This window comes from Streptomyces marokkonensis, from assembly GCF_008312835.1.
In the GTDB taxonomy this organism is placed as follows: domain Bacteria; phylum Actinomycetota; class Actinomycetes; order Streptomycetales; family Streptomycetaceae; genus Streptomyces; species Streptomyces marokkonensis_A.
Map to the genome: position 1 here is coordinate 1 of NZ_VSKS01000024.1, position 26,504 is coordinate 26,504.

A 26,504-nucleotide genomic window follows, 5' to 3' on the forward strand; every position below is an offset into this window, starting at 1 on the left:
GCCTGAGTGACCGTCAGACAACAAGCCCGGCACCGGGCCGCAGCCGCCCACCAGCAGCCCGGCGGACCCCACGGCGCCGCACGATCGTCATACAGACCCCACCACACCCGGCGGCAGCCGGCCGTCCAACGCCACCGAGCCGCCCGCACCGACACGGACAAACTCACCGATCTGAACCCGAAGACCCGCCACCATGAGGCGCCGCAGGACCCCGCGGAACAGGCAGCCATGCGACGGCTGGTCGAACAGCTCCGCCAGAAGAAGCAGGCGGGCACCCGGCTGCCGTACCAGCTCGGCCCCACGGGCCTCACCGCGGCCGGCACGCTCGTCCTGAGGGCCATCAACGGGCCCCTGGCCTGCCCCCGCGTTGTTGGTCCTCACCACTGCCTCCCGCAGCAGGCTGGAGAGCAGGATCAGCGACCTGCAGGCGATGGCCGCCCAGCACCCGCTCGTCGCCGCGCTCGCCCGGGAGGCGCCGCTGGGAGCCGCCGTGCTCGAGGACCTCGAGCAGCACGGCCCCGCCCAAGCCGAATGTCGCTACCACGACCACGCTCAGCCTGCCCACGCCCTGGCCCCGTGCGGAGGAGAGCTGGGCCCGGACGGTCTCCTCGCACACGTCCAGCGTCGCCGTCCCGGCCGACGCCCTGCGATCGGTGAGGAACAGCGGGCCGCAGGTACGGCGGGCGATCAGGCGGGGCAGCCGCTGGGCGGTGCCGGACCGCCAGTGAATCCACTTTGTCGCCCCGCCCTTGGCGGTGATCTCCCCGCGCTTGTCCTGCGGGTAGAGATCTTCCACGTTCAGACACAGGACCTCTTCGGCCCGCGCTGCCGACTCGTCGAGCATCTTCCATAACGTCTTCTCCCGCAGGGGCGACGTCCAGGCGGCACAGGGCGGCCATCTGGTTCTCAGCCAGGACCTTGGTGCGGTGTGGGGGGTGCCGGGCGCCGCTCGATGCCGAACGTGGGATCGCCTTCGATCCAGCCCTGGCGCTGGCCACAAGCCGATCGCCTTGCACGCCATGGACAACTCCCGGTTGACTTTTCCGGACTACGGAATTGATCACCGGGCGGTCGTCTTGAGCACCCAAGGCCGCGTTCGCCGAGTACTTGAGGCGGTTGTGCTTCTTGGTGACCTGTTTGAACAGGAGCTCGACGAGCACGCAGGTGAGCGGGTGTACGGAGGTCATGACACCGCAGTGGTTGCCCCTGACGCAGGGGCAACCTCCCAGCATGGTTGGCATGACTACACAATCCGATGCGACCAAGGTCGCCGGACTGCGGCAACGGACGATCACCGCGATACCGAGCGACGGCGGGGAGCGGGCCGATGAAGACGACAGGACGATGCGGCACTTCACGATCCACCACCACGGCGTCAGGATCCCGGTATCCCGCGGTGGCCGTGGACGACCGCTGGTCCTGTGTCCCGGACTGAACTCGACAGAGGCCGACCTGCACAAGCTGACCGCGCTCCTTCGACGCGACCACGACGTGGTGACCTTCGACCTCAGGGGCCATGGCCTCGCCTCGGCCGCTGACCGGTACTCTTTCGATGCGTTTCTGGGGGATCTCGTCGCCGTGCTGGCGGAGCTCGACTTGCCCACGGCACCTGTGTTCGTGGGCTACTCGCTGGGCGCGGACCTGGCAGTGCACTACGCCGCCGAGTTTCCTGACGCCGTCGCTGAGCTTGTTCTCATCGACGGGGCGAACCCGCTGCCCGAACCATTCATCACCGAGGCCGACCTGGCGGAGTTCCGCGCAATGGCGGACGACCTGGCGACGCGCCAGGAGGCCGAGCTGGCCAAGGGCACCGCGCATCAGGTGTTGCTCACCGCGCAGAACATCCTCGACCTGAACCTCGAAATCGATGTGGTTCGCTCCGCGATCCTCGACCAGTACCGGAGGATCGACCACCCCATCCGCATGATCATGTCGACCTCCATAGCCGGCGACAGCACCGAAGGGCGTGCGCCGCGGCACAACCAACTCTGGCGTGGCGGCATCGAGCGACTCGTCCGCGAGCGGCCACACGTTCTGACGCACTGGCTCGACACCGACCACAGGTTGGTCTTCACCCACGCCCCGGAAATTGCGGAGATCATCCGGAGCGCACACCACCCAGCTGGCAAGCCCACTTGTTAAGCGCTTCTAGGAGACTGGTCCTATGCTGACCATCGGCGAACTGGCATCGTACTCCGGAGTGACGGTGCGCGCGGTTAGGCACTACCACGCCAAGGGACTGCTGCCGGAGCCGGAGCGGGACCACTCCGGCTATCGGAGGTACGACGCCAGCGCTGTGGTCGAGCTGATCAAGATCCGGACCCTTGCCGAGGCCGGAGTTCCGCTGGCGCATGTGCGGGAGCTGCTGCAGGCCGACGAGGAGGAGTTCGCCACGGCGGTCGCGGACATCGACAAGCGGCTGCGGGCGGAGATCAGGGAGCGGCAGCGGCACCGGGAGCGGATCGCCGGCCTTGCCGCCGGTGACCACCTGGCGCTGCCCTCGGAGGTGGTCGGGTATCTCGACCGGCTGCGGGCGCTTGGGGTCGACGAGCGGATCGTCCAGGTCGAACGCGACGGCTGGATCCCGCTGGTCGCGCACTCACCCGAGCGAGTCCCGGAGTGGATGGCACGCAAGCGGGAACAGATCGCCGACCCGCAGCTCATCGGCTTCTACCTCACGCTGGGCCAGGCACTCGACCGCACCGACGACGACCCCCGACTGGTCGAGCTGGCCGACAAACTGGCCGCCTACATCACGCAAATGGCCGACGAGCACGGCGAGGAATACATCGACGACACCGACATCGAGCCACCTCTCGTCAAACTGATGGACACCCTGGCGTTCAACAGAGTGCCGCCTGCCCGTCGGCTGATCGAGTTGCTCCAAAAGCGAGGCTGGACCGGCTGGACCAAGCTGGAGCGCGTGGACTCCACAGGCGGTGTGGCCGGACAGCACCCTGCGGTGTGTCATCGGTCGGGTGTCGGAGGCCAGGGTGGACGCGAGTCCCCCCGAGTGGGTCGTTCGGACGGGATCGTGCCGGGCACCGGCATCGCATGACCACTGATGCAAGCCGCCTCCGGCTGGTGCAGACCGTGCTCGACAGCACCGGTGTCTGCCGACCGGCCGAGTTCTACCACTCCCTGCCGGGCCTCGACTACGCCGAGGGGGACGATTGGATGGCTGTGCCTAAAGCGCTCCGCAGTGAACGCGCGCTTACCGACCGCGGTCCCCATCGTGGCCGATGGGGCGCCGGTGGAGTGGGGACCTGCGTCGGTGCGGCGTGCCGCGGTTTCCCACGAAATCCGGTGGAGTCTCAGCGGCCGGAAGTGGTTGGGTCCTGCTCAATGCTTCGCTGACACGGCCCGGCACAGTGCGAGGCGCAAGGTCCGAATCGCAGGCGCAGTCTAGCCCGCGTGTCGTCGAGTGATGGAGGTTATCGCGGTGGCTGGTTATGGGGCGCTGTCCGACGTATACGAGTGGCTGATCGGGGACGACAGGTTGACCCCCGCCAAGGCAGCCGCGGTTTACTACAGCGATGTCGTGGGCTCTCTGCCGCCCAACGCGCGCGTCCTCGACTGCGCGTGTGGAACCGGCCAGCTCGCCGTCGGTCTCGCGAGTCTTGGCCTTGACGTGGTCGCCGCAGACGCCAGCAGCGGGATGGTTCGCCGGACCGAGAAGGCCGCCGATGAGCAGGGGGTCTCGCTTCGAGCCCTCCGCGCGAGCTGGGACGAGCTGCCCGACCACCTGGAGGACTCCACGTTCGATCTGGTGTTCTGCGTCGGCAACTCGCTCGGGCACGCCGAGGGCGCAGCCGGGCGCCTGACCGCACTGGAAGCGATGTCGCGGCTGCTGAATCCGGGCGGACGCCTCGTGCTCACGTCACGCAACTGGGAGCTCGTGCGCTCCGCCGGCTCACGGGTAGACGTCCGCGATCGACTCATCCGCCGCAACGACCGCGAGGCGGTCGTCAGCTACTACTGGCAGATCGAGCAGCGCTGGGAGCAGGAACACTTCCTCGAAATCGTGGTCGCCCAGATCGAGCCGGATGGGGCAGTACGAGCCTGCTCGGAGCGGTTGTCCATCTGGCCCTACCGGTACGAGGACCTCGTGGCGCAGTTGCGGAGCGTCGGGCTCACAGTGCAGTCCACCACCTTCGACCCCGAGAGCGATGGATACCTGGTGGTGGCCAGCCGCGACCAGGCGCGAGGCACGTCTGAGCCGGCGCGCTGATCCACCTTTCGTCGTTGTCGTTGCCGACCTGCCGGCTCGCGACCGCCTGCAGCCCGTCCTCACCTTGCATCTGACCTGCTCAAGCGGAGGTTGGAAACAGCTCACGGACTGCCTCGCCGTCAGCTCACATCAGTAGCTGGGGAACTACCTGAACTTCCGCCTGGGGAATTTCGCGATCGTCCACACCGCCTTCCGGGCCGCCCGGGCCCGACCGGGGCAGTGGGCGCAGTATGGCCCGTCATCAGGCGCTCGCTCGGCGAGGCCGACCGAAGCGGTGGCACAGGTGGTGCAACGGCCGTCGCCGTCGGGGCGGGCGCGGCCGGGGGGCAGGAGCGGCAGGATGGCCAGCCCACAAGGAGCAGGCCCGCAAAGCCGTCGCCATATTCGCCAAGCGGTCCAACGCGAAGTACCCCGAGGCGGTCAAGAAGATCGTGGACGTTGAGGACGAGCTGCTGGCGTTCTACGACTTCCCCGCCGAGCACTGGATCCACCTGCGGACCACGAATCCCATCGAGTCGACTTTCGCCACCGTGCGGCTGCGGACCAAGGTGACCGAGGGTGCCGGCAGCCGGGCCGCTGGGCTGGCGATGGTCTTCAAGCTGGTCGAGTCCGCCCAGGCCCGCTGGCGGGCTGTGAACGCACCCCACCTCGTCGCTCTGGTCCGTGCCGGGGCCCGCTTCGACCGCGGCCACCTCGTCGAACGCCCCGAGACCCTCTCGGCGTGAGCGGCCTCAGCCGATCCGCAGAAGCCGGGAGGGTTTCAGGCACTCGTGCGCCGTATGTGCCGGTGGCCATCGCGGGGGAAGGCGGGCGGCGCTGCGGGCAGGATGGTGTCGAAGTCGTAGTGGCTCTTCTGCGCAACCCGGCACGATGCCAGGTTGTCCACCTGGTGGAGGAGTTCGAGACGCTCCAGCCCGTCGGCTTCGAAGGTCTCGAAGGCCCAGCTGGTGAGTGCCTCCAGAGCGCGGGGGGCCACTCCCCGCCCGCGAGCGTGCGCCGCGGTCCAGTAGCCCACCTCCGCCACCGGTTTGCCGGAGGTGACCTCCTTGAGGACGACGTTGCCCACCAACTGTTCGCGAAATGCACCGGGTTGTGCCTCAAGGACGGCGAAGCAGAACCGGTCCCCCGCTGCCCAGCCCCGCTGCTGAGCCTGCACCCACCGTGCCCCGTCAGCATCGTTGTCCACGACAGAGCTCGCCCACCGGCGCAGTGCGGGATCCCGGCTCACCTCGACCAATGCGGCAACGTCCTCCATGCGCCAGGGGCGAAGAACGAGAGCGGGAGAGACCGGCGACCCGGCCACCTGAAGTACGACCGGGGCACTCATCAACCGATCATATGCGGCGGCGTTTTCACCCGACGCCAGCCACGTCCGCCCCATGCCGCCTTGCGACCGCCCCATCATTGCTGTGTCCGGACGCGCAGAGCCTGGACGGCCCAATCGAACACCGGAGCCAGACTCTCCGGGGCCGGCCAGCCGTTGACCACTGCGAGCAGCTGGAGGTACCGCTCCCTGCGGGGGTCATTCACGCTCTCCAGCCGAATCGCCAGCCGATGGCGAAGCTCGACGTCGTCGCGGCGGCCGAGGATGTGCGCGCAGGGCGCCGTGAACGCCGCGACGATCGGATCGGCCTGGGGCGAGGCCGGGTCGATGCCGGCGGTCACGGCCGGGCCGACCTGGTCACGGACGACTGCGGCAATGTCGCGGCGCGGGCCCATCATGTCGCTTCGGGCCTGCTCGGCTGCCTGATCCTCGGCCATCCGCCGCACGACGGCGCGGAAACCCGGGTCCAGGGACATTTTGGCCAACTCCACCCACGCCTGGACCTGCTCCGTCTCCGGGTTGTCGGGCAACTCGGGGGTCATCGAGCGCATCACCCCCGCGAATGCGGGGGCGGCGTCAAGACCGCCGAAGACGGCGTTGAGGAAATCGCCGATCAGACGTCGGCGTTCGTCCTCGGAAAGTTGGGCCAGCCGGTGCATGAGTTCCGTCTCCTCAAGTGTGGACCCGCGCTCGGCCACCGCCGTCAGCACCGCGCGCCGTAGGCGCAGGACGCGGATCTGCACTGCCAGTGCTTCGGCGTGCGCCGCGGCGACCTCGGGAAGCGAGAGCTCGCGGTCCACGACCTTGCGGATCGTGGGCAGGTCCAGCCCCAGCTCGCGCAGGGTCCGCACGAGGTCCAGGCGTGTGACGGCATCGATGTTGTACAGGCGGTAGCCGGCCGGGCTGCGGTCCGTCGGCGCCACGATTCCGCGATCAGAGTAGAACCGAATGGTCTTGACCGTGAGACCGGTCCGTCGAGCGAGCTCGCCGATCGAGTAGAGCGTGTCGCCGTCCATGCCCCCACCTTTGTGTCTCCCCCTACTGGAGACTCAAGTCCCTTCGCCTGCCAGCAGGCAACCACTCCTCACCCACAAGTCTTGACAATTCCTCGGCAATTCGACGTGGTCCTGGACACCGTGGGCACCGACCTGCGGGCTTTCAGGCGTCTACTGAATCCGGGCGGGCGCATGGTCACCGTCACCGTTGATGTGAAACGGCCCGCTGTGTCACTCGGTTACCTCGCGGCCAGCACGGTCCACGGACCGGGGGCGGGTGCGCTTCTTCAGCGGCAACCCCACGCGGGCGCACTTCGACGACCTCTCCCGTCATGTGGTCGAGGGCAGGCCGGGCCCCGCAGTGGATACGGTCTTCCCCCTGGAGAAGACAGCAGCGGCACATCAGGCACTGGAGAAGGGCGGCGTCCAGGGCAAGTACGTGGTCGAGGTCGCGCAGGGGCCCTGGCAAGGTGTTGATCACAGCCACTTGTCGAGCTTGAAGCCGCCCGGCGCCTCGGCCAGTCGGCGCTGGTGGATGTCGAGGGGGCCTCCACGACGACATGAAAGCCGGGGTTCAGGGCGTAACGGCCCAGCTCACCGACCAGATGCTCGATGAGCACGTCGACGAACGGGCCGGTGCGCAGCGTCGACCGGATCCAGTCGAGCCGTATCCGCCACCGCGCTGCTCAGAGACAGAGCCTCCGACGGGCTTCGCGAGGCCTTGTCCGGCCTCACATCAGTCCCCGGTCTCAAGCTGGCTCACACCGCTCTCCCCCGGGCCGCACAAGCCATCTGATGGCGTCGAAACGAGGCCGTATTCGTCAGCCGGCCCGAAGACCGACCGCCAGCGTCAGTTCAAGGACCCGGTGGGGCGATGCGAGGTCCGGAAACAGCTCCCGCAGTTGCGACATCCGGTACCGGACTGTCTGGGGATGGACGAACAACGCCGCCGCTACCTCCTCCCGTCTGCCCTGGTGCAGCAGCCACGCCCGCAGCGTCTCCTCCAGCCGCCGTGCGGTCGCGACAGGCAAGGTCCGCAGCGGTGCGAGGGCTCGGGCACGCAGGTCTGCGAACGCGTCCTCGTCGGCGCTCAGCACCAGCTCGGGCAGGTGGTCCTCGGTGTCACGAATATCGGAGGAGAGGGAGCGCGCGCGTACGGCGCGCGCGTACGAGGCGGACGCACGAGTCCAAGGCCGGGCCGGACCGACCACGGCGGAGCGGTCGGTCAACTGCCTCAAGAGATGTGATCGGTCCGCGTCGGGGACGAGCAGCACACCGGTGGCGTCGGGCAGATCGTCGAGGACGAGGGTGCTCGAGTCGAGTGCGCGGTAGGCAGGCCGGGCCTGGGCGGCGGGCAGCAGGACCGCGGTCAACGAAACCGGAGGCTGCCACCCGGCCCGTTGGACAGAGGCCAGCAGCACGTCCGGGCTCGCCCCCGCGAGGAGGTCGCGGGCCAGGTGTTCCAGGTGGCGCTCCTGGTCCCTGCCCCGGGCGGCCAGTTCGTCGGCGTGGCCCGCGGCACTCGCGGCGGAGAGCTCGTCGATGTAGGCGAAGGTCAGCTCGGCGAACTTGGCGACCTCGGCAGCGGGCAGCCCTGCGGGTACGGCACCCGCTGCCAGGCAACGCCAGGCCACGCGGGCGCCGACGCGGTAGGCGCTCAGCAGGGCATCCATCGAACGGCCGTCGCGCACCTCGCCGCGGCCCAGCTCGTAGGCTGCGTCACCACCGTCGCCGCCTGTGGCGTTGCCGCTCGCGAGGTCCAGGTAATGCCCCAGGGCGGTGCGGACGGCTCGGCGGATGGTGGCGCCCATGTGGCCCGAGAGGGCGTTGGCGTAGGAAGGGACCTCGTCGATGATCGCCTGCACGACCTCGTCGGCGGTGGTCTTCAGTGCGGCCCGAAGTGCGGTGACCGTCGTCTCATCGAGGGCCAGTTCGCCGGCCCTCCGGATTGCATGACTCACGTTTCTGTTCCCTGCGAACAATCCAGCCGATCAGATTTACGTCCTGCGGTCAGGACTTTACGCCTTGAGGCCAGCAAGCTGGAGTCATGACGAGTACAGTCCTGCGCAGCAGGGCGTGGAAACTGCTGGAGATGGTCACGACGCCGCTGCTGCCGTCGGACTACCTGGACCTGGTCAGCCCGCTGCGTGCGGGCGCCGACCTGCGTGGGCGCATCGAGGCCGTGCGCCCCGAGACGGGTGACGCCGCGACTGTCGTGATCAGGCCGGGACGGGGCTGGCGCGGCCACACAGCCGGTCAGTACGTGCGGATCGGGGTCGACGTCGACGGGGTGCGCCTGTGGCGTGCCTACTCCATCACCTCGCCGACGAACCGCCAGGACGGCCGCGTCACGATCACCGTGAAGGCGATCCCGGACGGCAAGGTGAGCAACCACCTGGTCCGCAGGGCGAAACCGGGCACGCTGATCCAGCTCGACCAGGCGACCGGTGACTTCGTACTGCCGCGGGCCAAGCCCGCCAAGGTGCTCTACCTGACGGCCGGCAGCGGCATCACGCCCGTGATGGGCATGCTGCGCGACACCGAGTTCGACGACGTCGTCATGGTCCACTGCGCGCCACAGCCGCAAGACGTGATCTTCCGCAGCGAACTGCACGACCTGGTCGCGGACAGGAAGCTGCGGCTCACCGAGGTGCACACCGACACAGACGGCATGCTCGACATCGCCCGTCTCGACGAACTCGTGCCCGACTGGGCCGAGCGCGAGACCTGGGCCTGCGGGCCGGCGGGCCTGCTCGACGCCGCCGAAAGGCACTGGAGCGAGCACGGCGTACAGGAGCGCCTGCACACCGAACGCTTCCGCCCCAGCATCGTCGTCGCCGGCGACGGCGGCGAGGTCACCTTCAGCGCCACCGGCAAGACCGTCGACGCGGACGGCGCCACGCCGCTGCTGGACGTCGGCGAGGAGGCCGGCGTGCTCATGCCCTCCGGATGCCGCATGGGCATCTGCTTCGGCTGCGTCACACCGCTCAAGGCGGGCGCGGTCCGCGACCTGCGCACCGGCGAGATCACCGAGGCCGAGCCGGGCGTCCTCATCCAGACCTGCGTGTCCGTTGCGGCGGGCCCCTGCGCCATCGAACGTTAGGAACACCTTGACCGCCATCGACCCCACCGCCCACCTGACCGCGGAGCAGATCGAGGAGCTCGGCCGCGAGCTGGACGCGATCCGCGACGAGGTGATCGCCAGCCGCGGCGAGAAAGACGCCGCCTACATCCGCAAGGTCATCTCCGCGCAGCGCAAGCTCGAGCTGGTCAGCAGGGGCGTGCTGCTGTTCTCGATCTTCCCGCCCGCGTGGCTGCTCGGAACCGCCGGTCTGTCCGTGGCGAAGATCATGGACAACATGGAGATCGGCCACAACGTCCTGCACGGCCAGTGGGACTGGATGCGCGACCCGAAGATCCACTCCACCACCTGGGAGTGGGATCACGTCTCACCCTCCGATCAGTGGAAGCACTCGCACAACGAGCTGCATCACACGTACACCAACGTCATCGGCAAGGACAACGACCTCGGCTACGGCATCATGCGCGTCGACGAGGACCAGAAGTGGCACCCGTTCCACCTCGGCCAGCCGCTGTGGAACTTCATCAACGCCTGCTTCTTCGAGTACGGCATCGCAGCGTACGACCTGGAACTCAGCAAGAACCTGCACAAGCACCGCCGCAAGAACCCGGAGTTCCGCGCGCGGGCCAAGGCCGTGGGCCGCAAGATCCGCAAGCAGGTGCTCAAGGACTACGTGATCCACCCGCTGCTGTCGGGCCCGTCGTTCCTCCCCACGCTCGCCGCCACGTTCACCGCGAACCTGGTCCGCAACCTCTGGTCCCACTCGGTGATCATGTGCGGGCACTTCCCCGAGGGCGTGCAGGTCTTCGAGCGCTGGTCGATCAAGGGCGAGACGCGCGGCCAGTGGTACCTGCGCCAGATGATGGGCTCGGCGAACATCAGCGGCAGCAAGGCCATGCACTTCATGACCGGCAACCTGTCCCACCAGATCGAGCACCACCTGTTCCCGGACCTGCCGAGCAACCGGTACGCCGAGGTCGCGGTGAAGGTGCGCGCGCTGTTCGAGAAGTACGAGCTGGAGTACGTCACCGGGCCCCTGCCCAAGCAGGTGTTCTCCGCGTGGCACAAGGTCTTCCGGCTCTCGCTGCCGAACAAGAAGCCCCAGGTCAAGACGCCGGCCCGCGAGCAGGAGCTCCTCGCGGCTTGATTCCCGGCATCCGTTCGGCTCCTTCGGCCGGTTTCGCAGGCGAGGCTTCGCTCACGGACGGCCTCCAGCGGGTGAGGCTGAGGGCGGCTCGCAGCCCGACGGCCGGACGCAGCAGCCCGGGGTCGGCTCTGGCGAACCGGTCCCGGGGCGACGCCGTCTTCGCAGCCGCCATGGATTTCCGTTCCTGCGACGCGGTGGGCCGTTCCCGTTCGGCCGCGACGGGAGCGAGGTCATGTGCAGCCGGGGACAGGCGGGCGTCGGGGTTCACGGGCGGAGAGGTTCGCTGCCGCCTTCGCCTGGTGGCCGGTCCGGTTCGGCGGGAGGCCCCGGTTTGTGCCGGCTGACTGCTTCTGTCGCCGGGCGTGGCCTCATTCCTGCTGGTGGGCCACGGTGACGGTGGTGTCCTCGATCAGGTCGCGCAGCTGGGAGCGGGCGGTGATGCCCAGCTTGGGAAAGCTGCGGTAGAGGTGCGAGCCGACCGTGCGCGGGGAGAGGAAGAGCCTCTCGCCGATCTCGCGGTTGGTCAGTCCGCGAGCGGCGAGATGGATGATCTGCTGCTGTTGCGGGGAGAGTTCGGCGAGCGCGTCGGGGGCGGAGTCTGTGACGTCGAGGCCGGCGGCGCGCGATTCGGCCCGGGCGCGCTCGATCCATGGGCGCGCGCCCAGACGCCGGAAGGTTTCCAGCGACTCGGTGAGCGGCGCTCGTGCCTCTGCGATGCGTCGGCGGCGCCGCAGCCATTCGGCGAGGTCCAGCAGGGTCTGGGCGCGTTCGAAGGGCCAGTGTTCCAGCACGGGGTCGGCCAGGGCGGCCCGGAAGTGCGGCTCGGCGTCCTCGGGGTCTGCCAACAGGCCACGGGCGCGGCTGATCAGCGCGCGAAGCCGGGGTGAGGCCCCCGCCGCGAGGGCGCGTGCGGCACGCTCGACGATCGCGGCGGCTTCCTCGCGCCGGCCGCTGCGCGCGGCGGCGGCGGCCAAGTCCGCGAGGGCCGGATAGGAGGCGTGGTAGTGCACGGGTGCGCCATCTGCCGTGAAGACCGTGCGGAGTTGGTCGTACGCCGCCTCGTGCGCGCCTTCCGCGAGGGCCGCGGCGCCGAGTGCACGACGGGCGTAGACACGGACCGAGCGGCTCTCCAGCGGGTCGATCAGGGCGAGCGCGTCCTCGGCCCGGGCGCGGGCTGCCGTCGCGTCGCCCTGGTAGGCCAGGACGGTGGCGTCCACGGCGGCCGCACATGCCACGGCGTGGTCGAGGCCGGTCGTCGAACCGAGCGCGCTGCTCCGGGCGCATGCCTCTCGGGCACGCCCCCACTTTCCTTGTTCCACATAGCTCCAGGCGGCCGCGCCGCCCAGACCCTCTGGCAGCGGTCCGCGCATGCCCCACTGGTCGAAGGCCTGATCGAAGGCGCGGACGGCGTGTGAGGTCTCGTCCAGCAGCCACGCCATGATGGCGAAAGCGGTGAGCCGGTCGGGGTGGCGTTGCGCCTCGGCTGCGACCTGCGGGAGCAGCAGGAGCAGTTCGGCCCTGTTGCCGAAGGGGTCGGTCACGGCCCGTACCCAGGTGCGCGGCCAGGCGGGTGACGCGTCCTCGGGAAGGCTCCGCAGGACGGCCTGGACGCGGTGCTGTTGGACGTCGTCTCCGCAGTAGAAGCGGACCACGGCGGCGGCGGCCAGGAGGTCCAGCGCGGTGGACGGCTGTGCGAGGGCCAACTCCTCGGCGGCGTCGGCCAGTCGGGAGAAGACCACGGTGTGGCGCCCGGTGAGTGCTGCCAGTCGTCCGACCTGCGCGGTGACGCCCGCCAGGAGCGACGCGTCGTCGGTACGTGCCCGTACCGCGGAGGCGAGTTCCTCGACCCAGGCGAGGTCGCCGGTGAGGACGGCCTGCGCGGCGGCCTCGAGAAGGAGCCGGGCACTGTCCTCGCGGGGTGCGAGGTCCGCGGCGCGTTGCAGGGCCTTGGCCGCTGCCTCGTGGCCGCCGCGGCGCCGGGCCCGGTCGGCGGTCTGTTCCAGCTGCGCCGATACGGCCGCGTCCGGGGGTGTGGCCGCGGCGGCGAGGTGCCAGGCTCGCCTGTCCGGCTCGGCCCGCAGCAGTTCGGCGAGCGCGAGGTGGGCCGCGCGCCGGGCATCCACGGACGCGGCGTGATACACGGCCGACCGGACCAGGGGGTGGCTGAACCGGAGGCCACGGCCGGTTCGCCGGACCAGCCCGGCCCGCTCGGCGGGCGGCCATGCGTCGTCCGCGGCGTCGGGCAGCGCGGCCGGGACGGCGATGGCGGAGTCGACGGTGTCCATGGCGGCCAGGAGCAGCAGGGCACGCGTGGTGGGAGCCGGCAGGCCGTTCAGCCGGTCCGCGAAGATCCGCTCCAGGTGGTCGGTGACGGGGAGCGGACCGGCGTACGGTGGCCCCGCGGCCGTCCCGTGTGCGGTGGCCGTCTTCGCCAGTTCGGTCAGTGCCAGCGGGTTGCCGTCGGCCTGGGCGAGGATCTGCGTCCTCATTCGGCCGGTCGGGCGCTGCGGCTGCAGGTCCAGCAGTCGGCCGGCCGCGGCGTTGTCGAGCGGTCCCAGGGTGAGCGTCGCCACGTGCCGGTCGAGCCCCGGGAGGTGATCGCCGACGCGGGCTGCGATCAGCATCGTGACCGGTTCGCCTGTCAGCCGTCGGGCCGCGAAGAGCAGTGCGTCCAGGGACGCACGGTCGCACCACTGCGCGTCGTCCAGGACCACGATCACCGGCCCTCGGTCCCCCAGGGCTGAGAGCAGGCCCAGGACGGCAACCCCGGTCAGCATCGGGTCGGCTTCCGCCGTGGCCGATCCCACGCCGAACGCGCCGTGCAGCGCCGCGCGCTGCCTCTCCGGCAGCTCGTCCACCTCGGCCGATACCGGCCACAGCAGTTGATGCAGTCCGGAGAATGCCAGGGGAGACTCCGTCTCGCTGCCCTGCGCGCGCAGGACACGGGCGCCGCTCGCCTCGGCCCGGCGCACCGCACGGTCCAGCAGCGCGCTCTTTCCCATGCCTACGTCGCCGAGCAGCATCAGAACCGGGTCGACCGACGCCGAGTCCACCGCACGGTGGAGGCGTGCCAGTTCCGCGTCCCGGCCGACGACCGGCGTTTCGGCGTCCGGCTCCGGTGCAGCGACCGCGCGGGAGCCGCCTGCGTCATCGTCCACGGGGTCTCCAGGAAAGGTGGCTCTTCGAGCGGAGCCGTCTGGCCTTGTCGCCGCCCAGGCTACAAGCGGCCCGGCCCGGTGCCCGGGGCATGCGGATCGGTGCAGTCACGTGACGGATACCGCGTGTACCGGGGCCGCTCGTACGGTTCCAGGAAAGCCTCCGGATGCTTGAGGAATACCCATGGAACAGATCAAGCTCGGAACCGTCACGATCACCCGGGTCTGGGAATTTTACGGCTCCGTCGACATGACGCCCGACGCCTTCTTCCCGGAAACCCCGAAGGAAGTCTGGGACGACAGCGCCACCTGGCTGACCCCGCATTTCCTGAATTCCGACACCAACAGCGTGCGTTCCGCGATCCAGACCTGGCTGCTGCGCAGCGAGGGCAGGACCATCCTCGTCGACACCGGCGTGGGCAACCACAAGGACCGTCCGTACGCGCCGGTCTGGAACCGCCTCGAGACAGATTTCCTGGCCAACCTCGCGCGCGCCGGCGTCGAGCCCGAGGACGTGGACATCGTGATCAACACGCATCTCCACATCGATCACGTCGGCTGGAACACGTACCTGGACGGCCGACGCTGGGTGCCCACTTTCCCCAACGCCACCTATCTGATGCCGAAGGACGACTTCGACTTCTGGAACCCGGCAAACGGCCACCAGCCGCTGCTCGGCCGCGGCAACCAGAACGTCTTCGAGGACAGCGTGGCCCCGGTGCACCAGGCCGGCCAGACGCTGCTGTGGGAGAACAGACACCACATCGACGCCGGACTGCGTCTGGACGCGGCTCCCGGACACACCCCCGGCTCCTCCGTACTGACCCTCGCCTCCGGGACGGACCGCGCGGTGTTCGTCGGCGACATGCTGCACAACCCGGTACAGATCCTCGAACCGGACGCCAACAGCTGCTTCTGCGAGGACCCCGCGGGCGCCCGCGCCACCCGCCGCAAGGTGCTGGGCTGGGCGGCCGACAACAACGCACTCGTGATCCCCGCGCACCTGGGCGGCCACGGCGCCGTCGAAGTCGCGCGTGACGGAAGCAAGTTCGCCATCAAGGGCTGGGCTCCCTACGCCCCGTACACCGAGCAGGGCTGAAGCCTGCGGAGAGGCACACCCCCGTGAACCACCACCCCGAACCCATCGTGACCACCGCGCAGGGAGCCGTCCGCGGCCTGCGCCGGGGCGACACCACCGCTTTCCTCAACATCCCCTACGCCGCCCCACCTCGTGGCGCCGGCCGGTTCGCCCCGCCGCAGCCGCACGAGCCGTGGGACGGCACACGGGACGCCACCGTGCCGGGACCCAACGCACCGCAGTCCGAGCGCAAGCTCGGCAGCGTGGACATGTCCCCCTACTTCGGCACCGGTTGGAGCCGCGGGGAGGACTACCTCACCGTCAATGTCTTCACGCCCGCCGGCGGCGGCCTGCCCGTCATGGTGTTCGTCCACGGCGGCGGATTCGTCGCCGGATCGACACGGTCCGCGATGTACGACGGCTCCGCCTTCGCCCGCGACGGCGTCGTCCTCGTCACCCTCAACTACCGGCTCGGCATCGCCGGGTTCCTCGACCTCCCCGGAGCTCCCGCCAACCGCGGTCTGCTCGACGTCGTCGCCGCGCTGCGCTGGGTGAGGGAGAACATCGCCGCCTTCGGCGGTGACCCGCACAACGTCACCCTCTTCGGACAGTCGGCCGGGGCGACCATCGTCGGCGGCGTCCTCGCCACTCCCGAAGCCACGGGTCTCTTCCGCCGGGCGATCGTCCAAAGCGGCAGCGGCCTGGGCGCGTTCACAGCCGAGCAGGCCGCCCGTGTCACCCGGGCAGCGGCCGGGGCCCTGGGTATCGAGCCCGACGTCGACGCCTTCGCGGAGATTCCCGACGAGCGCCTGGTCAAGGCCGCCTCGCGGCTCACGGGCATCGACCTGCAGACCGACACGCACCGCGACCCGCTGATCGGGCTCAGCCCTTTCAGCCTGGTCCTCGACACACAGCCCGCCGAATCCGTCGCCGCCGGCCTGAGCGCCGGCCTCGACCTGCTCATCGGGACCAACACCGAGGAGGGCAACCTCTACCTGGTCCCCGTGGACAAGTACGCCACCTCAACCGCCGGGGACGTCGACAACGCGGCGGCGCGTTCGCACCCGAAGCCGGCGCAGCTCGTCGAGACGTACCGCAAGGCCCGCCCCGAAGCCTCCTTCGGCGAGCTGCGCTCCGCCGTCATGGGCGACGCGCTGTTCGGCGCGGGCAGCTGGGCCCTGGCCGGTGCTCATGCCGCCCATCCCGAGTCCGCCACCTTCAGCTATGAGTTCGCCTGGCGCTCCCATGCCCTCGGCGGACGGCTCGGCGCCGCTCACACGGTGGAGCTGCCCTTCGTCTTCGATCTCGCGCACCTCCCCCAACTGCTCGGCCCCGTCGCCCTGCTCGGCCCCGACAAGCCCCCCGCGGATCTCGCCGCCCGTATGCACGAGGTGTGGGTCCGGTTCGCCAGGACCGGCGACCCCGGCTGGGACCCGTACGACACCGAACGCCGGGCCACCATGCGCATCGACGCCCAGTGGAACCAGATCGACGACCCGCGCAGCGAGGAACGACAGGCATGGATCTGAACCCGCCGCGCATACCTCTGCATCTCCTCGAAGGGCACTGCATGACCGGAACCGTCATCACCACCGAGGAGGCCCCCGCCCTGCCGGGGCCGACCTCGCGGATGCCCTTCGGGAGGTGGAGGAGTCGACTCCGACACCCCCGGACTGGAGTGGCGACGACACCCGCGGGCGGTTTGCCACGGCAGTGACGGCGGGGTGACGTATGCGTTCTGGCCCAGGCGACTAACTGATCATTTCAGAATGAGGTTCGGAGTCGTCTCAAGCAGATGATGACGCAAGCGAGTTGGAGCAGTCCGAGGTGGAGGTCGGCTCGTATCTCGTAGCGGATCCGCAGGCGCTTGACCTGGTGGAGCCAAGCGAAGGTTCGCTCGACGACCCATCTCGTCCTGCCCAGGCCGGATCCGTGGGCGGCGCCCTTGCGGGCGATCTTCGGCGTGATGCCGTGAGCACGGAGGAGCCGCCGGTACTTGTCGTAGTCGTAGCCGCGGTCGGCGAACGGACGCCGCGGTCGGTGACGTGGCCTGCCCACCAGGCCGCGGATGCGGGGTATCGCGTCCAGCAGGGGCATGAGCTGGGTGACGTCGTGACGGTTTCCGCTGGTCAACGACATCGCAAGGGGTGTTCCGTGCCGGTCGGTGATCACATGGTGCTTGCTGCCCCGGCGGCCTCGGTCGACCGGCGAAGGTCCGGTGTGAGCCCTCCTCTCAGGGCCCGGACGTGCGAGCCGTCGACCGCGGCGTCCTCCATGTCCAACAGTCCGGCCATGCGGAGTTCCGCGAGGAGGACCTCGTGCAGGCGGGGCCAGACGCCGGCCTCGGTCCAGTCCCGCAGTCGCCGCCGGCACGTCACTCCGCTGCAGCCGATCGTCTCGGTCGGCACGTCCGCCCAGGCCACACCCGTGCACAGCACGTAGACGATCCCGCGCAGAGCCGCACGGTCAGTCGAAAGTGCGAGCGGTTCTGCAGGGCCTCCTCGTCCAGCCACAGCAGCAGCCGGGCCAGCATCGGATCGCCGTCAGCGGTATCCCGGCCGGGCGCTGAGTCACCTTCAGCAGACGCCTCCGTCTGGATCGGCATGCGGATCGGGTTTCGCTTGGCTGCGCGCTCGTCGTCCTTGGCGAGCTGCTTGAAGGCTATTCGATGGCGCGTCGCTGGCTGCTGAGCGTGAAGCGGTTCAGTTCCACCGAGAGCCGGAGACGATTTTCGGAACGCGCCGGCAGACACGCATCCACGTGGTCGGGATGGCCCCGCACTGCCCGGGGGCAACGCGTTCACATTCAACAACACGTTGTGGTCACCCGTTGCACACGTTGGCCGGCGGGTGTGTCCTGGAATTCTGGGAGTTGGTATCCCGCGCACCATTTTTCACCGGGAAGGAACCGTCATGATGAGTAATCGCCGCCCGGCGGTGGCGTTCGCCGCCGCACTGATCACAGCGGTGACCGCCGCCTCAGCCGTTTCCACCCCTGCGCAGGCCGCGCCGGAAGCGGCGACAGGGACACCGACGAAGGCTCCGGCGACCTGCTTCGCCGCCTCTTGTCACGGCCTCGACCCCATCGAGACCCACTGCGTCGACGACGCCGTGACGATCGACGACGTCGTCCTGGACGGCCGCATCGTCCGACTGCGCTACAGCGCACAGTGCAGGGCGGCCTGGGCGCAGCTCTGGTACGGGAAGCCTGGGGACAGGGCCTACGTGCGGACTGTGGAGAACGGACAGACCGTAGCCGTGAACAGCATCACGGTCATGCCTTGGAACGGGACCAGCGTGTACACACCGATGGTGAACGACAAGGACCTCAAGGCCCAGGCGTGTACGGAATTCGACCACCTTCCGGGCGACACCGGAACGAAGTGCACGATCTTCTACTGAGTTTCATGCCGGGTTCCTGACCGTGATGAGACGTCCAGGCACTGGTAACGATGTGGTGGGTTCGCAAGGCCCTTGGACCCATTCTGCTCCCCGGCGAAGAGCATGCTCACCACGTGACAGATCAGGTCCGTGGGTCCATCGGTCGCAGTGGAACTTCTCGTGCACATTCCCACGCACTCCACCGGCACGCCGGGTTCGTCCCGTCGGCCCCGCCCACCCGGCCCACCTCGGCGGTGAGCCAGGCACCTGGTATCAGCGCGACCTGGTGCACACGATCTTGTGGAGGCGGCCACGGGGAAGGTGATCGGCTCCCTGCACCGCCGGCACCAGGCCGAGGAGTCCCGGAGCGGCTGCGGGAGCTCCAGACGCGCCGGGGCGCCGAGACCGAATGCGCCCCCGGATACGCAGACCGGACCCGGCTGTGCACGATCAGCCGCGTGCCCGCGGCCATGGCGTGCTTCGGGGACTCCGGCGGGCCACAACTCCAGAAGGGCCGACACGAGCGGTGGGAGCTCATCGGAGTGACCTCGGGTCCGGGCAACCCAGGTGTCCCGTGCTCGGCCGGACCGGGCCTCTACACCAGCGCGCCCGCGTACAAGGGCTGGATCCGGCAGACCATCAGACACAACTCCTGATCCCGGCGGTCGCCGGGCGTCGCACCGCAAGCCCTGCGGCGCCCGGCGGCAACTCCGGAGCCCGGTAGGGCACCTGGCGGAGTGGACTCACCCGTCCGCCCGTCGTCGACCTCGCCCCTGGGTGACGCCGCACCATGCAGGCAGGTGACCGCCCTGACCGTGTGTTCGTTCGCCTGGTGGAAGAGCGGGTGACATCCGAAGGCACGGCGGGGTCGCCGAGGGCCCCGTCGAACTCGCGGGATTCGCCAGCCCGCCGCCCGCGGGTGTGGGTGACGCCGCGGAGTGCGGTCTGCTCGGAGGTCGGCCAGGTCCGTTCCGAACCGGTCGCGGGGTGGTAGATCCGCGCCCACGGCCCGAAGCCGCGTTGGGTCAGCTTCCATTCCGCGTGCGAGCTGCTTGATGACCATGTGGCCCTCCGGAATGGGCCGGCGTGCTTCTCGTCCTCCGTGAGCGCGAGAGGAGGCCGTGGCAACTCCATTGCGGCCTCGGTGAGTCAGCCTGTGCAGCGGACCTCATGAGCCTCCGGTACGAGGGGTACGCGGTCCCCCTCCGGGCCCGGACAGAGGTCCGGCCCCTCCACGGAAATGCGGAGGGGCCGGACCTGGTGCACCGGGCGGGCTACGACGCGTCGCGGACCGTGCCCTCGAAGGACGGGCCCAGTGGCGTGCCCTCATCGTCCGTCAGCTGGATGCGGACGTACTCGGCCAGCTCCTTCACCTGGTCGCCGATGGTCGGGACGGTCAGGTCCGCGGATTTTTCGCCCGCCTCGATCGCCGTCCACAACGTCCCGTACTTGACCTTCGAGAGCGGGATCGCCGGGTTCGGGATCTTCTCCACGAGCTGGGACAGCCACTCCTGGTCGACGTCGGCCGTGGACAGCTCCGGGCGGCCGCCGGTGACGGAGACCAGCTGGGCCAGGGCCCAGATCTCGATGTCCGCCTTCTCCGAGAGGGAGATCCGCCACGTCAGCGGCGCGCCCTCGGTGACGTCGGCGGTCACCGGCTCGATGGTCACCTTCGGCATCGGGTCGTCGTTCTCGGCGGTGACACCGCCGACGTCCGCGCCGATGACCGTGCCCTGGACGGCCTTGACCAGGATGTCGTGGGGCTTGTCCCAGCCGTAGCGCTTGTTGCCCTCGACCTTCACCTTGACCTTGATCCCGGCGGTGCCTGGGCCGACCTTGACCAGTCGGCCGGTCGACCTACCGGTGTTCGGGTCGATGACGTACAGGCGGACCGCGCCCGCGTTCTTACCGGTGGTGCGGACGGGCACCTGATACGTACGGAAGCCGGAGTCACCCTCCTTGACCGTGAGGCGGCCGATGTCGACGCGGGTGAGCGGCATCGTCTTGACCGCGGGCGTGCCCGGCTTCCACGACCAGGCGTCCATCAGCCACGCCTTGCCGGAGCGGGACTTGGGGGTCACTTCCAGGGAGGCGATCTTGCTGAGGTTCAGCTTGGCGCGGGTCGCTGCGGTGAGCGGCACGCGGAGCTCCTGCGCCCAGTACGAGGCGGTGCGGTCGGTTCCCGGCAGCCCGTCGATACGGACGCTGCCCAGCACAGCCCGCTTGCCCTTGGCGTCCCTGACGCTGACGTCGAAGCGGGTGCCGCTGGTGTTCGGGGGTACGGCGACGCGCAGTGCGAGGCTCCCCGCGCCCTTGACCGAGACCGGCTTCTTCGGGGTGAGGCGGGCGGCCGTGCCCGGCTTCTTCCAGTCCAGGGCGACCGCGCGGCGGCCGGCCTCGTGCTCGGGGCGCCACTGCGCGAAGTGCGGCGAGGAGCCGGGGTCCTTCTCGCCCATGCAGGCGGAGCGGCCGGGGGCGACGGCGTCGCAAAGATTGGCGCCACTGACCTTCAGCGGGCCCTGCGGGTCGTCGGGGAGGAAGCCGGCGCCACGGTTGCCGCCGACCGCGTGGGTCAGCACCCGGGCGGGGTCGGCGGAGGGGGCGCGGCGGCCGGTGCCGTCGACGAGCTGGCGTACGCGGTCGTCACCGCCGACGAACAGCCGCGCGGCGGCGGCAATGTAGGTCGCGCCCGCTTTGTGCTGCTGGTTGGCGGAGAGCCGCCCGGCGGCGCCGGGCGAGCAGAGCGGGTCTGGTGACTCGGGCTCGTGCCAGAAGTCGTCGTCGGCCGGGGCCTTGGCCTGGCCCGGGGTCCACTCGCTGTTGAAGTAGTTGTGGTTGGCGCCGATCATGTAGACCGAGCTGTGCAGGGCCTTGCCCCGGCTGACACCCCGGGTGCCGTCCGTGAACACCTGGCCCTGGAGGTCGGAGACGTCACCGTCGCAGCCGGGCAGGATCGTGAGCGAGGGGACGTCGGGCACCGGGTTCTGGCCGAAGATGGTGGGGCCGATGTGGACCGTGCCGCGGATGTTCCAACGGGCCTTGGACCGGTAGCCGTCCTGGGCGGCCGGCGGCTTGTACAGGCTGTCCATCACCGCGCGGTTGACGCCCTCGCCACCGCGCGAGTGCCCGACGAGGAGCACCCGGGACAGGTCGGTCTTCGGGCCCTTACGCACCGCGGCGGGCGCGGAGGCGGGCTTGGCGGCCCAGTCGGCCCAGCGGCCGAGGTGGTTGCGGATCAGGGAGGAGCGGGCCTGCGCGCCGCCGTCCTCGGCGTTCCAGTCCTGGCCGTTGATGCCGTTGGCGGAGATCGAGACGGTCACGTACCCCTGGGAGGCCAGGAGCTGCTGGTCGCGCAGATAGCCCCGGTGGCTGGGGATCGGCTTGCTGCCCTTGGTGCAGGGCCAGTTGCCGGAGGTCTCCTCGTTCTTGCCAGGGACGTAGCAGGTGGAGTGGCGACCGTGCAGGAAGAGGGCGATCGGACGCTTGCCGGGGGCCTTTTTCGGGGCGACGACGACCCCGCGCATCTCGACCGGCGCGGGGAGGCCCGGGAGCTTGACGGAGGAGAGGCTGTACTCACCGGTGGTGGTGGCGTACTTGCCGGCCTTGCCCGGGTCGACGGTCCCCGCGGGGAGCTTGGGCGGGAGCTTCGGGGCCGGCGGCTTCGCCTTGCGGCTCGCGCCCGCGCCCGGGGCTTCGTCGAGCCGGCGCCCGGCGGCCTGGACCTGGAGGTCGTCCAGATCGGCGGTGCGGACCTCGTCGAGGGGGATCCGGAAGGTCCGGCCGTCGTCCTGCGGCTCGGGTACGCCCACGAGTGCGCCGTTCGCTCGGAACTCCACGCGGGCGTCGCCCATGGGGACCGGCTCGGGGGCGCGCCACTCCAGGTGGTTCCGCCTGTCCTCACCGGCGATGCGCCAGCCGGGCGGCAGCGTCTCCCCGGCGTCGGGTGTCGTTGTGGCGCCGGGTATGTCCGGCGGCGCCGGGGCGGCGTACGCCCCCGTCGGCGCCACCCCTGCCACCGTCAGCACCGCTATCGCGGTGACCCATGCTTTCCGGCCACGTATCAAAGCTCTCTCCTCAACGCTGGTGAAGCGCACGTCCGTTCCGGTGGTCTGTTACGGATCGAACGTGCTCTCGGACATCGAGACGGAGAGTCGAACCTGTGGGTTGCCTCTGCGGACGGAGTGATCGGCGGGGCCAGTGCCGCAGGCGGTCGGTAGGGTTGTGCGACGGGCAGGTTCTGCGTGGCGGGGTGAGGGCGCGATGCTCAGTTCCGCTACGTCAACGAGTGGGCCAGAGGGCACATGAGTACTGCCGGCCGGTGATGTCCGGGTGCTGCCTGCCCTCCAGGGCCTTGGCGGCCTGGGGGCTGAAGCCCTCCTCACGCAGCAGGTCCCCGACCGTGTCCGCGCTCGCCCGGTACCCCTGACGGGTGAGTTCGGCGCGAGGCTCCTGGTCGTCGTCACCGTCCAACGCAGCGGCGACATCGGATCGCACCGCTCGTCAGGTTCCACAACGGCGCCGAGGGCGGCACCTGGCACGTCAAGGTCCACCAGATCGAGCGTTTCCACCGGCTCGAAGTCGCCGCGCTCCGTGGCTGGGTTCCCTCTCTGGGCGCGGCCGCGCCCCGGCGGGTGGCCGCCGATACGGAGCTGCGGGCCGTCGTGCTCACCGCCGCGGGGGCCGGTCCCCGCACGGCGCGGGCAGTCATGGTCAACTGCTGCCCGTGTTCCAGGCCAGGGCGTCCCACCGCGCCGACCTGTCGTCCCTGCTAGAGGTCCTGTACGGGGCCGCCCCCATGCCGCTCGACGTCTACGCGTCCGCGGTCGAGCGGCTCGGCTGCGGCTTCAGGCAGGTGTACGGCATGACCGAGGTGGGCGGCCCGTTCGTCACGCTCGGCCCCGACGAGCACCCCGCCCCGGGGCACGACCCGCCCGCCTCCCGTGCGGGCGGGTCGTGCCGGGCATGTCCGCCCGTGCCGCAGACGGGACCGGGCGGGAGCTGCCGCCCGACGAGATCGGCGAGATCGTGGTGCGCGGGCCGGGCGTCATGCGGGGCTACTGGAACGACCCGGAGGCCACCCGCGAGTTCACCCTGGACGGCTGGATCAGGACGGGCGACCTCGGCTTCATGGACGACGAGGGCCGCATCAGCCTGGTGGACCGCACCAAGGACGTCATCATCCGCGCGGGCCAGAACGTCTACCCCTCGGAGATCGAACGCGCCCTGATGACCCACCCGGCGGTCCGGGACGCGGCGGTCGTCGGGATGCCCGAGGAGGACTACGGCGAGGTGCCGCTGGCGTACGTCGCCCTGGAGGCGGGCGCGGAGCCGGACGCGCAGGAGTTGCTCGCGCACGTCGCGGGCCTGCTCACGCCGTACAAGCGGCCCCGGCAAGTGGAGTTCAGGTGCCGCGCAATCCGCCGGGAAGATCGACAAGAAGCTGCTGCGGTGTGAGCGCGTGCGGCGGCGGACGGCGATGACCGGGCGCCCCGCGCCGGCCGGCCCGGTCCGGTCCGCTTCAGGGGCCCGTGGAGGCGGCGGACGGTGACGTGTCCGCGCTGCGTCCGCTGCCGGCCGCGGCGGGGCTCGGTCTGGGCGTCGCGGCCGTCTCGGAGCCGTGCCCGCAGCCGACCGGCGAGACTAGATCCCCCGCCACGGGCGGCTGCCGGTGTTCCCGCCGGGCCGGGCGGCGTCGATCTCGCACAGTGCCGGGATCGCCGTGGCCCGCGTTTCCGGCCTGTACCTGCCGCTCGGCTGCGACCCGGAGCTGCGGCCCCTCCCCCCGCGACGCGGCCCGGCCGGTGCTGCGCGCGGACGAGGAGACACTACTCGGGGACGACGAGACACCGCCGGGCGCGGGCGGCGGCCTGGTCGGTTTACGGAGCTGTTCTCCGCCGAGGAGGCCGCGTGGAAGGCCCTGGTCGCGGCGGAGAGCGCGGGAGGCCGGGCCAAACTGGAGGTCGGGGGTCCGAAGGACCTGCGGGCGTGCCCGTCCGGGGAGAACGCCTTGAACGCCGGCCCGCGCGCGGGTCCGGCGCTCGCCGTGCGGGTGCGGGTGGTGCGCGTCGAGGCGTGGGTGTGCAGCTACGTCGTCGGGCGGGCCGGCACCCGCGGCTGGGCAGGCGCTTCCCGTCCCCGGGGCGTGGCACCGGGGACGGGAAGCCGTTCGTGCCTGGTCAGCGCTCGGACGTGCCGTCGTCCCGGTAGGAGCGCCGCACCGTGTCGGCGGCCTTGTCGGTCCGGGCGTCGTACTTGTCGCCCGTCCGCTCGTCGAGCGTTCGCTCGGCGCTCGCGACGCCCTTGTCGGCCTGGTCGGGGTGGCCCTTGGCCATCTGCTTGGCCTTGTTCATCATGTCGCCCAGCTTGCCCATGGGATACCTCCCGGGAGTGCATGTGCGGTCGGACCCCGCCGCAGGTACCCCTAGGGCGGAGTGCGAATCATCGGGGGCGGCGCAAGGCCGTCTTTTCCCTCATCCCCGGTCGCCCACCCGTGCGGCCGTGTTCCCCGCCGGGTGCCGGTTGTCGTGGATGAGCTGGTGAGCGAGGCCGATCTCGTCGAAATCGAAGGTCCGGGACAGGCACGGGTCGATGATCCCTGGTCGATCGGCCGGGTGACCTCACGTGCCTCGCGGGCGGTGGCGACGTGCGAGCCACGCGGACGCTTCTGCCGCATCCACAGAAAGCACAGGTCGACGTCCCCGTTGTAGCCGGTGGTGCCGCCGCACAGGACGACCATGCCGCCGTTGTCGCACAGGTACAGGGACGTGGGGACGGTGTCGGCGCCGGAGTGCTCCAGCACGATGCGCGGACTACGGCGCTCGCCGAGCACCTCCCAGAAGGCCGTCCGAAGGCTCGGGCACCGGACAGCCAGCGGTCCATCGCCGCCAGGTCGGAGGTGTCGGGCAGCCGTCCACAGTGGTCGAACTCGCGCCGGTCGATCCAGCCCTCCGCGCCCAGCTTCAGGCAGAACTCGCCGCGTTCCTCGCTGGAGACGACGGCGACGGGGATGCCTCCGACGTGCCGGACGAGCTGGATGGCGATGCAGCCCAGTCCGCCGGCGCCGCCCCAGAGCAGCACCGGGTCGCCGGGGCGCACCGTGTGCGGCGGCCGGCCGAAGAGCTGGCGGTAGAGCGGTGGCCGCGGTCGCCATGTAGCAGGCGGCCTGCGCCCAGGGCTGCCGGGCGGGCTTCGGGTGGCACATGCAGTCGTCGACGACGGCGAACTGGGCGAAGGAGCCGCAGTTCTCCTCGTAGCCCCACACCTGCCGGCTGCCGGACCAGGTGGGGGCGCCGCCGAGCCGGATGTCCTCGGCCCTCTCGTCCCAGTGGTTGGCGAGGACGACGACCTCGTCGCCGAGTCACACCCCGCGCACCTCCTCGCCGACCGCCCACACGATCCCGGACAGGTCGGAGCCGCCGATGTGGAAGTCCTCGGTGGCGCCCGCCTTCTGCCGGGCAGCGATCACGTCGAGCGGCGAACCCAGCGCCGACCAGACGTTGTTGTAGTCGATGCCGGCGGCCATCACCTTCACCAGGACCTGTCCGCGGCCCACGGGCGGGACGTCGACCACCTCGGTCCAGGTGGAGTCACAGCACGAGACGAACCCACTGGACGCGGTGCACATCAGCGCCGTGCTGGGGCGTCTGTCCGTCTGTCCCAAGCGCACCGGCAGGTCCTCACCCTGCGTGCCTACGGGCTCAACGAAGAGGAGATGGCTGAGGTGCTCGCCCTGCCCGTCGGCACGATCCGCTCCCGTCTCTTCCGTGCCCGCCGCCGGTTCCAGGAGGCGTGGCATCCCTCGGCGGCGTGAGCCCGGTGCCGGCGTCGCGGGACCGGACCCGTACGACGGCGGCCGTGGCGGTGTGTCACCGCCACGGCCGCCCCCGGGGCTCGGCGAGCCCCGTACCGCCCCGCCAGTGCTCTGACCGCGATGATTCGCCGGGTTGGCGGTTGGAACGGTTGAAGGGGTGTGAACGAGGTACGCGCCAGAGGGGCAACTAGATGATCTTGAGGCCCTGAGCGCTTGGCCCTTGCATTCCCGAGGGACACGCGCACTGTTCTGCCAGCGGCAGAACACCGGCTGGACCGGGCTCGACGATCACTACAGTCCAG

General features: G+C 70.2%; 16 protein-coding genes and 9 pseudogenes. 15 read left to right on the top strand and 10 right to left on the bottom strand.

From position 1 onward, the window contains the following. Positions 1-367: 367 nt before the first annotated feature. From F1615_RS37210 to F1615_RS30555, 5 genes and pseudogenes are all read left to right on the top strand, one after another. Positions 368-526 (top strand): annotated as a pseudogene (locus F1615_RS37210) (replication-relaxation family protein); the annotation flags it as partial. 713 nt (positions 527-1,239) lie between these two features. Then, positions 1,240-2,142: an alpha/beta fold hydrolase gene (locus F1615_RS30530; protein ID WP_149552304.1), complete on the top strand. Its 903-nt coding sequence runs from the start codon at positions 1,240-1,242 to the stop codon at positions 2,140-2,142. A gap of 22 nt (positions 2,143-2,164) precedes the next feature. Next, positions 2,165-3,058: a MerR family transcriptional regulator gene (locus F1615_RS30535; RefSeq protein ID WP_149552305.1), complete on the top strand. Its 894-nt coding sequence runs from the start codon at positions 2,165-2,167 to the stop codon at positions 3,056-3,058. Between the two features lie 369 nt (positions 3,059-3,427). Next, positions 3,428-4,231, top strand: a complete 804-nt coding sequence (locus F1615_RS30550; RefSeq protein ID WP_208818447.1) for a class I SAM-dependent methyltransferase — start codon at positions 3,428-3,430, stop codon at positions 4,229-4,231. Positions 4,232-4,593: 362 nt separating this feature from the next. Further along, a pseudogene (locus F1615_RS30555) lies at positions 4,594-4,956 on the top strand (transposase); the annotation flags it as partial. Between the two features lie 35 nt (positions 4,957-4,991). On the opposite strand, the gene F1615_RS30560 reads toward F1615_RS30555, so the two are convergent. Together F1615_RS30560 and F1615_RS30565 are read right to left on the bottom strand one after the other, a co-directional pair. Beyond that, positions 4,992-5,558: a GNAT family N-acetyltransferase gene (locus tag F1615_RS30560; protein WP_149552307.1), complete on the bottom strand. Its 567-nt coding sequence runs from the start codon at positions 5,556-5,558 to the stop codon at positions 4,992-4,994. A 74-nt stretch (positions 5,559-5,632) separates the two neighbouring features. Further along, positions 5,633-6,571 carry a MerR family transcriptional regulator gene (locus tag F1615_RS30565; protein WP_149552308.1) on the bottom strand — a complete coding sequence of 313 codons (939 nt, stop codon included), beginning with the start codon at positions 6,569-6,571 and terminating at the stop codon, positions 5,633-5,635. Positions 6,572-6,667: 96 nt separating this feature from the next. Here F1615_RS30565 and F1615_RS30570 point away from each other — a divergent pair. Continuing rightward, a pseudogene (locus tag F1615_RS30570) lies at positions 6,668-7,001 on the top strand (zinc-binding dehydrogenase); the annotation flags it as partial. Positions 7,002-7,371: 370 nt separating this feature from the next. Here F1615_RS30570 and F1615_RS30575 read toward each other — a convergent pair. Continuing rightward, positions 7,372-8,511 carry a PucR family transcriptional regulator gene (locus tag F1615_RS30575; protein WP_149552309.1) on the bottom strand — a complete coding sequence of 380 codons (1,140 nt, stop codon included), beginning with the start codon at positions 8,509-8,511 and terminating at the stop codon, positions 7,372-7,374. An 86-nt stretch (positions 8,512-8,597) separates the two neighbouring features. Between F1615_RS30575 and F1615_RS30580 the strand changes: the two genes are divergently transcribed. Next, the gene (locus tag F1615_RS30580; RefSeq protein ID WP_149552310.1) at positions 8,598-9,653 is read left to right on the top strand and encodes a ferredoxin reductase; all 1,056 of its coding nucleotides are present in this window, start codon (positions 8,598-8,600) and stop codon (positions 9,651-9,653) included. Between the two features lie 7 nt (positions 9,654-9,660). Beyond that, entirely contained in the window at positions 9,661-10,779 is a 1,119-nt protein-coding gene (locus F1615_RS30585) for a fatty acid desaturase family protein (RefSeq protein ID WP_149552311.1), read from the top strand. 368 nt (positions 10,780-11,147) lie between these two features. Here F1615_RS30585 and F1615_RS30590 read toward each other — a convergent pair whose 3' ends face one another. After that, positions 11,148-13,937 (bottom strand): helix-turn-helix transcriptional regulator, encoded by a 2,790-nt coding sequence (locus tag F1615_RS30590; protein WP_149552312.1) that lies wholly within the window; start codon positions 13,935-13,937, stop codon positions 11,148-11,150. A gap of 181 nt (positions 13,938-14,118) precedes the next feature. Between F1615_RS30590 and F1615_RS30595 the strand changes: the two genes are divergently transcribed. Continuing rightward, positions 14,119-15,033: an MBL fold metallo-hydrolase gene (locus F1615_RS30595; protein ID WP_149552313.1), complete on the top strand. Its 915-nt coding sequence runs from the start codon at positions 14,119-14,121 to the stop codon at positions 15,031-15,033. Between the two features lie 23 nt (positions 15,034-15,056). Beyond that, positions 15,057-16,541: a carboxylesterase/lipase family protein gene (locus F1615_RS30600; protein WP_149552314.1), complete on the top strand. Its 1,485-nt coding sequence runs from the start codon at positions 15,057-15,059 to the stop codon at positions 16,539-16,541. 235 nt (positions 16,542-16,776) lie between these two features. On the opposite strand, the gene F1615_RS30605 is transcribed toward F1615_RS30600, so the two are convergent. Continuing rightward, positions 16,777-17,525, bottom strand: a protein-coding gene (locus F1615_RS30605) for an IS5 family transposase (RefSeq protein ID WP_425385669.1) whose coding sequence is annotated in 2 segments (ribosomal slippage) — positions 16,777-17,237 and positions 17,237-17,525 — 750 coding nt in all. Because the reading frame shifts where the segments join, the coding sequence is not laid out codon by codon here. Between the two features lie 423 nt (positions 17,526-17,948). On the opposite strand from F1615_RS30605, the gene F1615_RS30610 reads away from it, so the two are divergent. Next, entirely contained in the window at positions 17,949-18,413 is a 465-nt protein-coding gene (locus F1615_RS30610; RefSeq protein ID WP_167533910.1) for a YjfA family protein, read from the top strand. Between the two features lie 341 nt (positions 18,414-18,754). After that, positions 18,755-19,048 (top strand): annotated as a pseudogene (locus F1615_RS30615) (trypsin-like serine protease); the annotation flags it as partial. A 310-nt stretch (positions 19,049-19,358) separates the two neighbouring features. On the opposite strand, the pseudogene F1615_RS36570 reads toward F1615_RS30615, so the two are convergent. The 3 genes and pseudogenes from F1615_RS36570 to F1615_RS30630 all read right to left on the bottom strand — a co-directional run. Beyond that, positions 19,359-19,541: pseudogene (locus tag F1615_RS36570) on the bottom strand (hypothetical protein); the annotation flags it as partial. A gap of 125 nt (positions 19,542-19,666) precedes the next feature. Next, the gene (locus F1615_RS30625) at positions 19,667-22,456 is read right to left on the bottom strand and encodes a hypothetical protein (protein WP_149552317.1); all 2,790 of its coding nucleotides are present in this window, start codon (positions 22,454-22,456) and stop codon (positions 19,667-19,669) included. A 259-nt stretch (positions 22,457-22,715) separates the two neighbouring features. Then, positions 22,716-22,945: pseudogene (locus tag F1615_RS30630) on the bottom strand (ISAzo13-like element transposase-related protein); the annotation flags it as partial. A 170-nt stretch (positions 22,946-23,115) separates the two neighbouring features. On the opposite strand from F1615_RS30630, the pseudogene F1615_RS37215 reads away from it, so the two are divergent. Both F1615_RS37215 and F1615_RS30640 read left to right on the top strand, forming a co-directional pair. Beyond that, a pseudogene (locus tag F1615_RS37215) lies at positions 23,116-23,292 on the top strand (AMP-binding protein); the annotation flags it as partial. A gap of 62 nt (positions 23,293-23,354) precedes the next feature. Beyond that, the gene (locus F1615_RS30640; protein ID WP_244328911.1) at positions 23,355-23,846 is read left to right on the top strand and encodes a class I adenylate-forming enzyme family protein; all 492 of its coding nucleotides are present in this window, start codon (positions 23,355-23,357) and stop codon (positions 23,844-23,846) included. 722 nt (positions 23,847-24,568) lie between these two features. On the opposite strand, the gene F1615_RS30645 is transcribed toward F1615_RS30640, so the two are convergent. Both F1615_RS30645 and ccrA read right to left on the bottom strand, forming a co-directional pair. Continuing rightward, on the bottom strand, positions 24,569-24,763 hold the full coding sequence (locus F1615_RS30645) for an antitoxin (RefSeq protein ID WP_149552318.1): 195 nt from the start codon (positions 24,761-24,763) through the stop codon (positions 24,569-24,571). 99 nt (positions 24,764-24,862) lie between these two features. Then, positions 24,863-25,980 (bottom strand): annotated as a pseudogene (gene ccrA, locus F1615_RS30650) (crotonyl-CoA carboxylase/reductase); the annotation flags it as partial. On the opposite strand from ccrA, the pseudogene F1615_RS37220 reads away from it, so the two are divergent. Next, positions 25,961-26,202 (top strand): annotated as a pseudogene (locus F1615_RS37220) (sigma factor-like helix-turn-helix DNA-binding protein); the annotation flags it as partial. The pseudogenes ccrA and F1615_RS37220 overlap by 20 nt on opposite strands. Positions 26,203-26,504 lie beyond the last annotated feature (302 nt).

Bases quoted from the DNA above. Each gene is read 5' to 3' on its own strand.
- F1615_RS30530 (WP_149552304.1), top strand. From the start codon at position 1,240: ATGACTACACAATCCGATGCGACCAAGGTCGCCGGACTGCGGCAACGG.
- F1615_RS30535 (WP_149552305.1), top strand. From the start codon at position 2,165: ATGCTGACCATCGGCGAACTGGCATCGTACTCCGGAGTGACGGTGCGC.
- F1615_RS30550 (WP_208818447.1), top strand. From the start codon at position 3,428: ATGGAGGTTATCGCGGTGGCTGGTTATGGGGCGCTGTCCGACGTATAC.
- F1615_RS30560 (WP_149552307.1), bottom strand. From the start codon at position 5,558: ATGAGTGCCCCGGTCGTACTTCAGGTGGCCGGGTCGCCGGTCTCTCCC.
- F1615_RS30565 (WP_149552308.1), bottom strand. From the start codon at position 6,571: ATGGACGGCGACACGCTCTACTCGATCGGCGAGCTCGCTCGACGGACC.
- F1615_RS30580 (WP_149552310.1), top strand. From the start codon at position 8,598: ATGACGAGTACAGTCCTGCGCAGCAGGGCGTGGAAACTGCTGGAGATG.
- F1615_RS30595 (WP_149552313.1), top strand. From the start codon at position 14,119: ATGGAACAGATCAAGCTCGGAACCGTCACGATCACCCGGGTCTGGGAA.
- F1615_RS30640 (WP_244328911.1), top strand. From the start codon at position 23,355: ATGTCCGCCCGTGCCGCAGACGGGACCGGGCGGGAGCTGCCGCCCGAC.
- F1615_RS30645 (WP_149552318.1), bottom strand. From the start codon at position 24,763: ATGGGCAAGCTGGGCGACATGATGAACAAGGCCAAGCAGATGGCCAAG.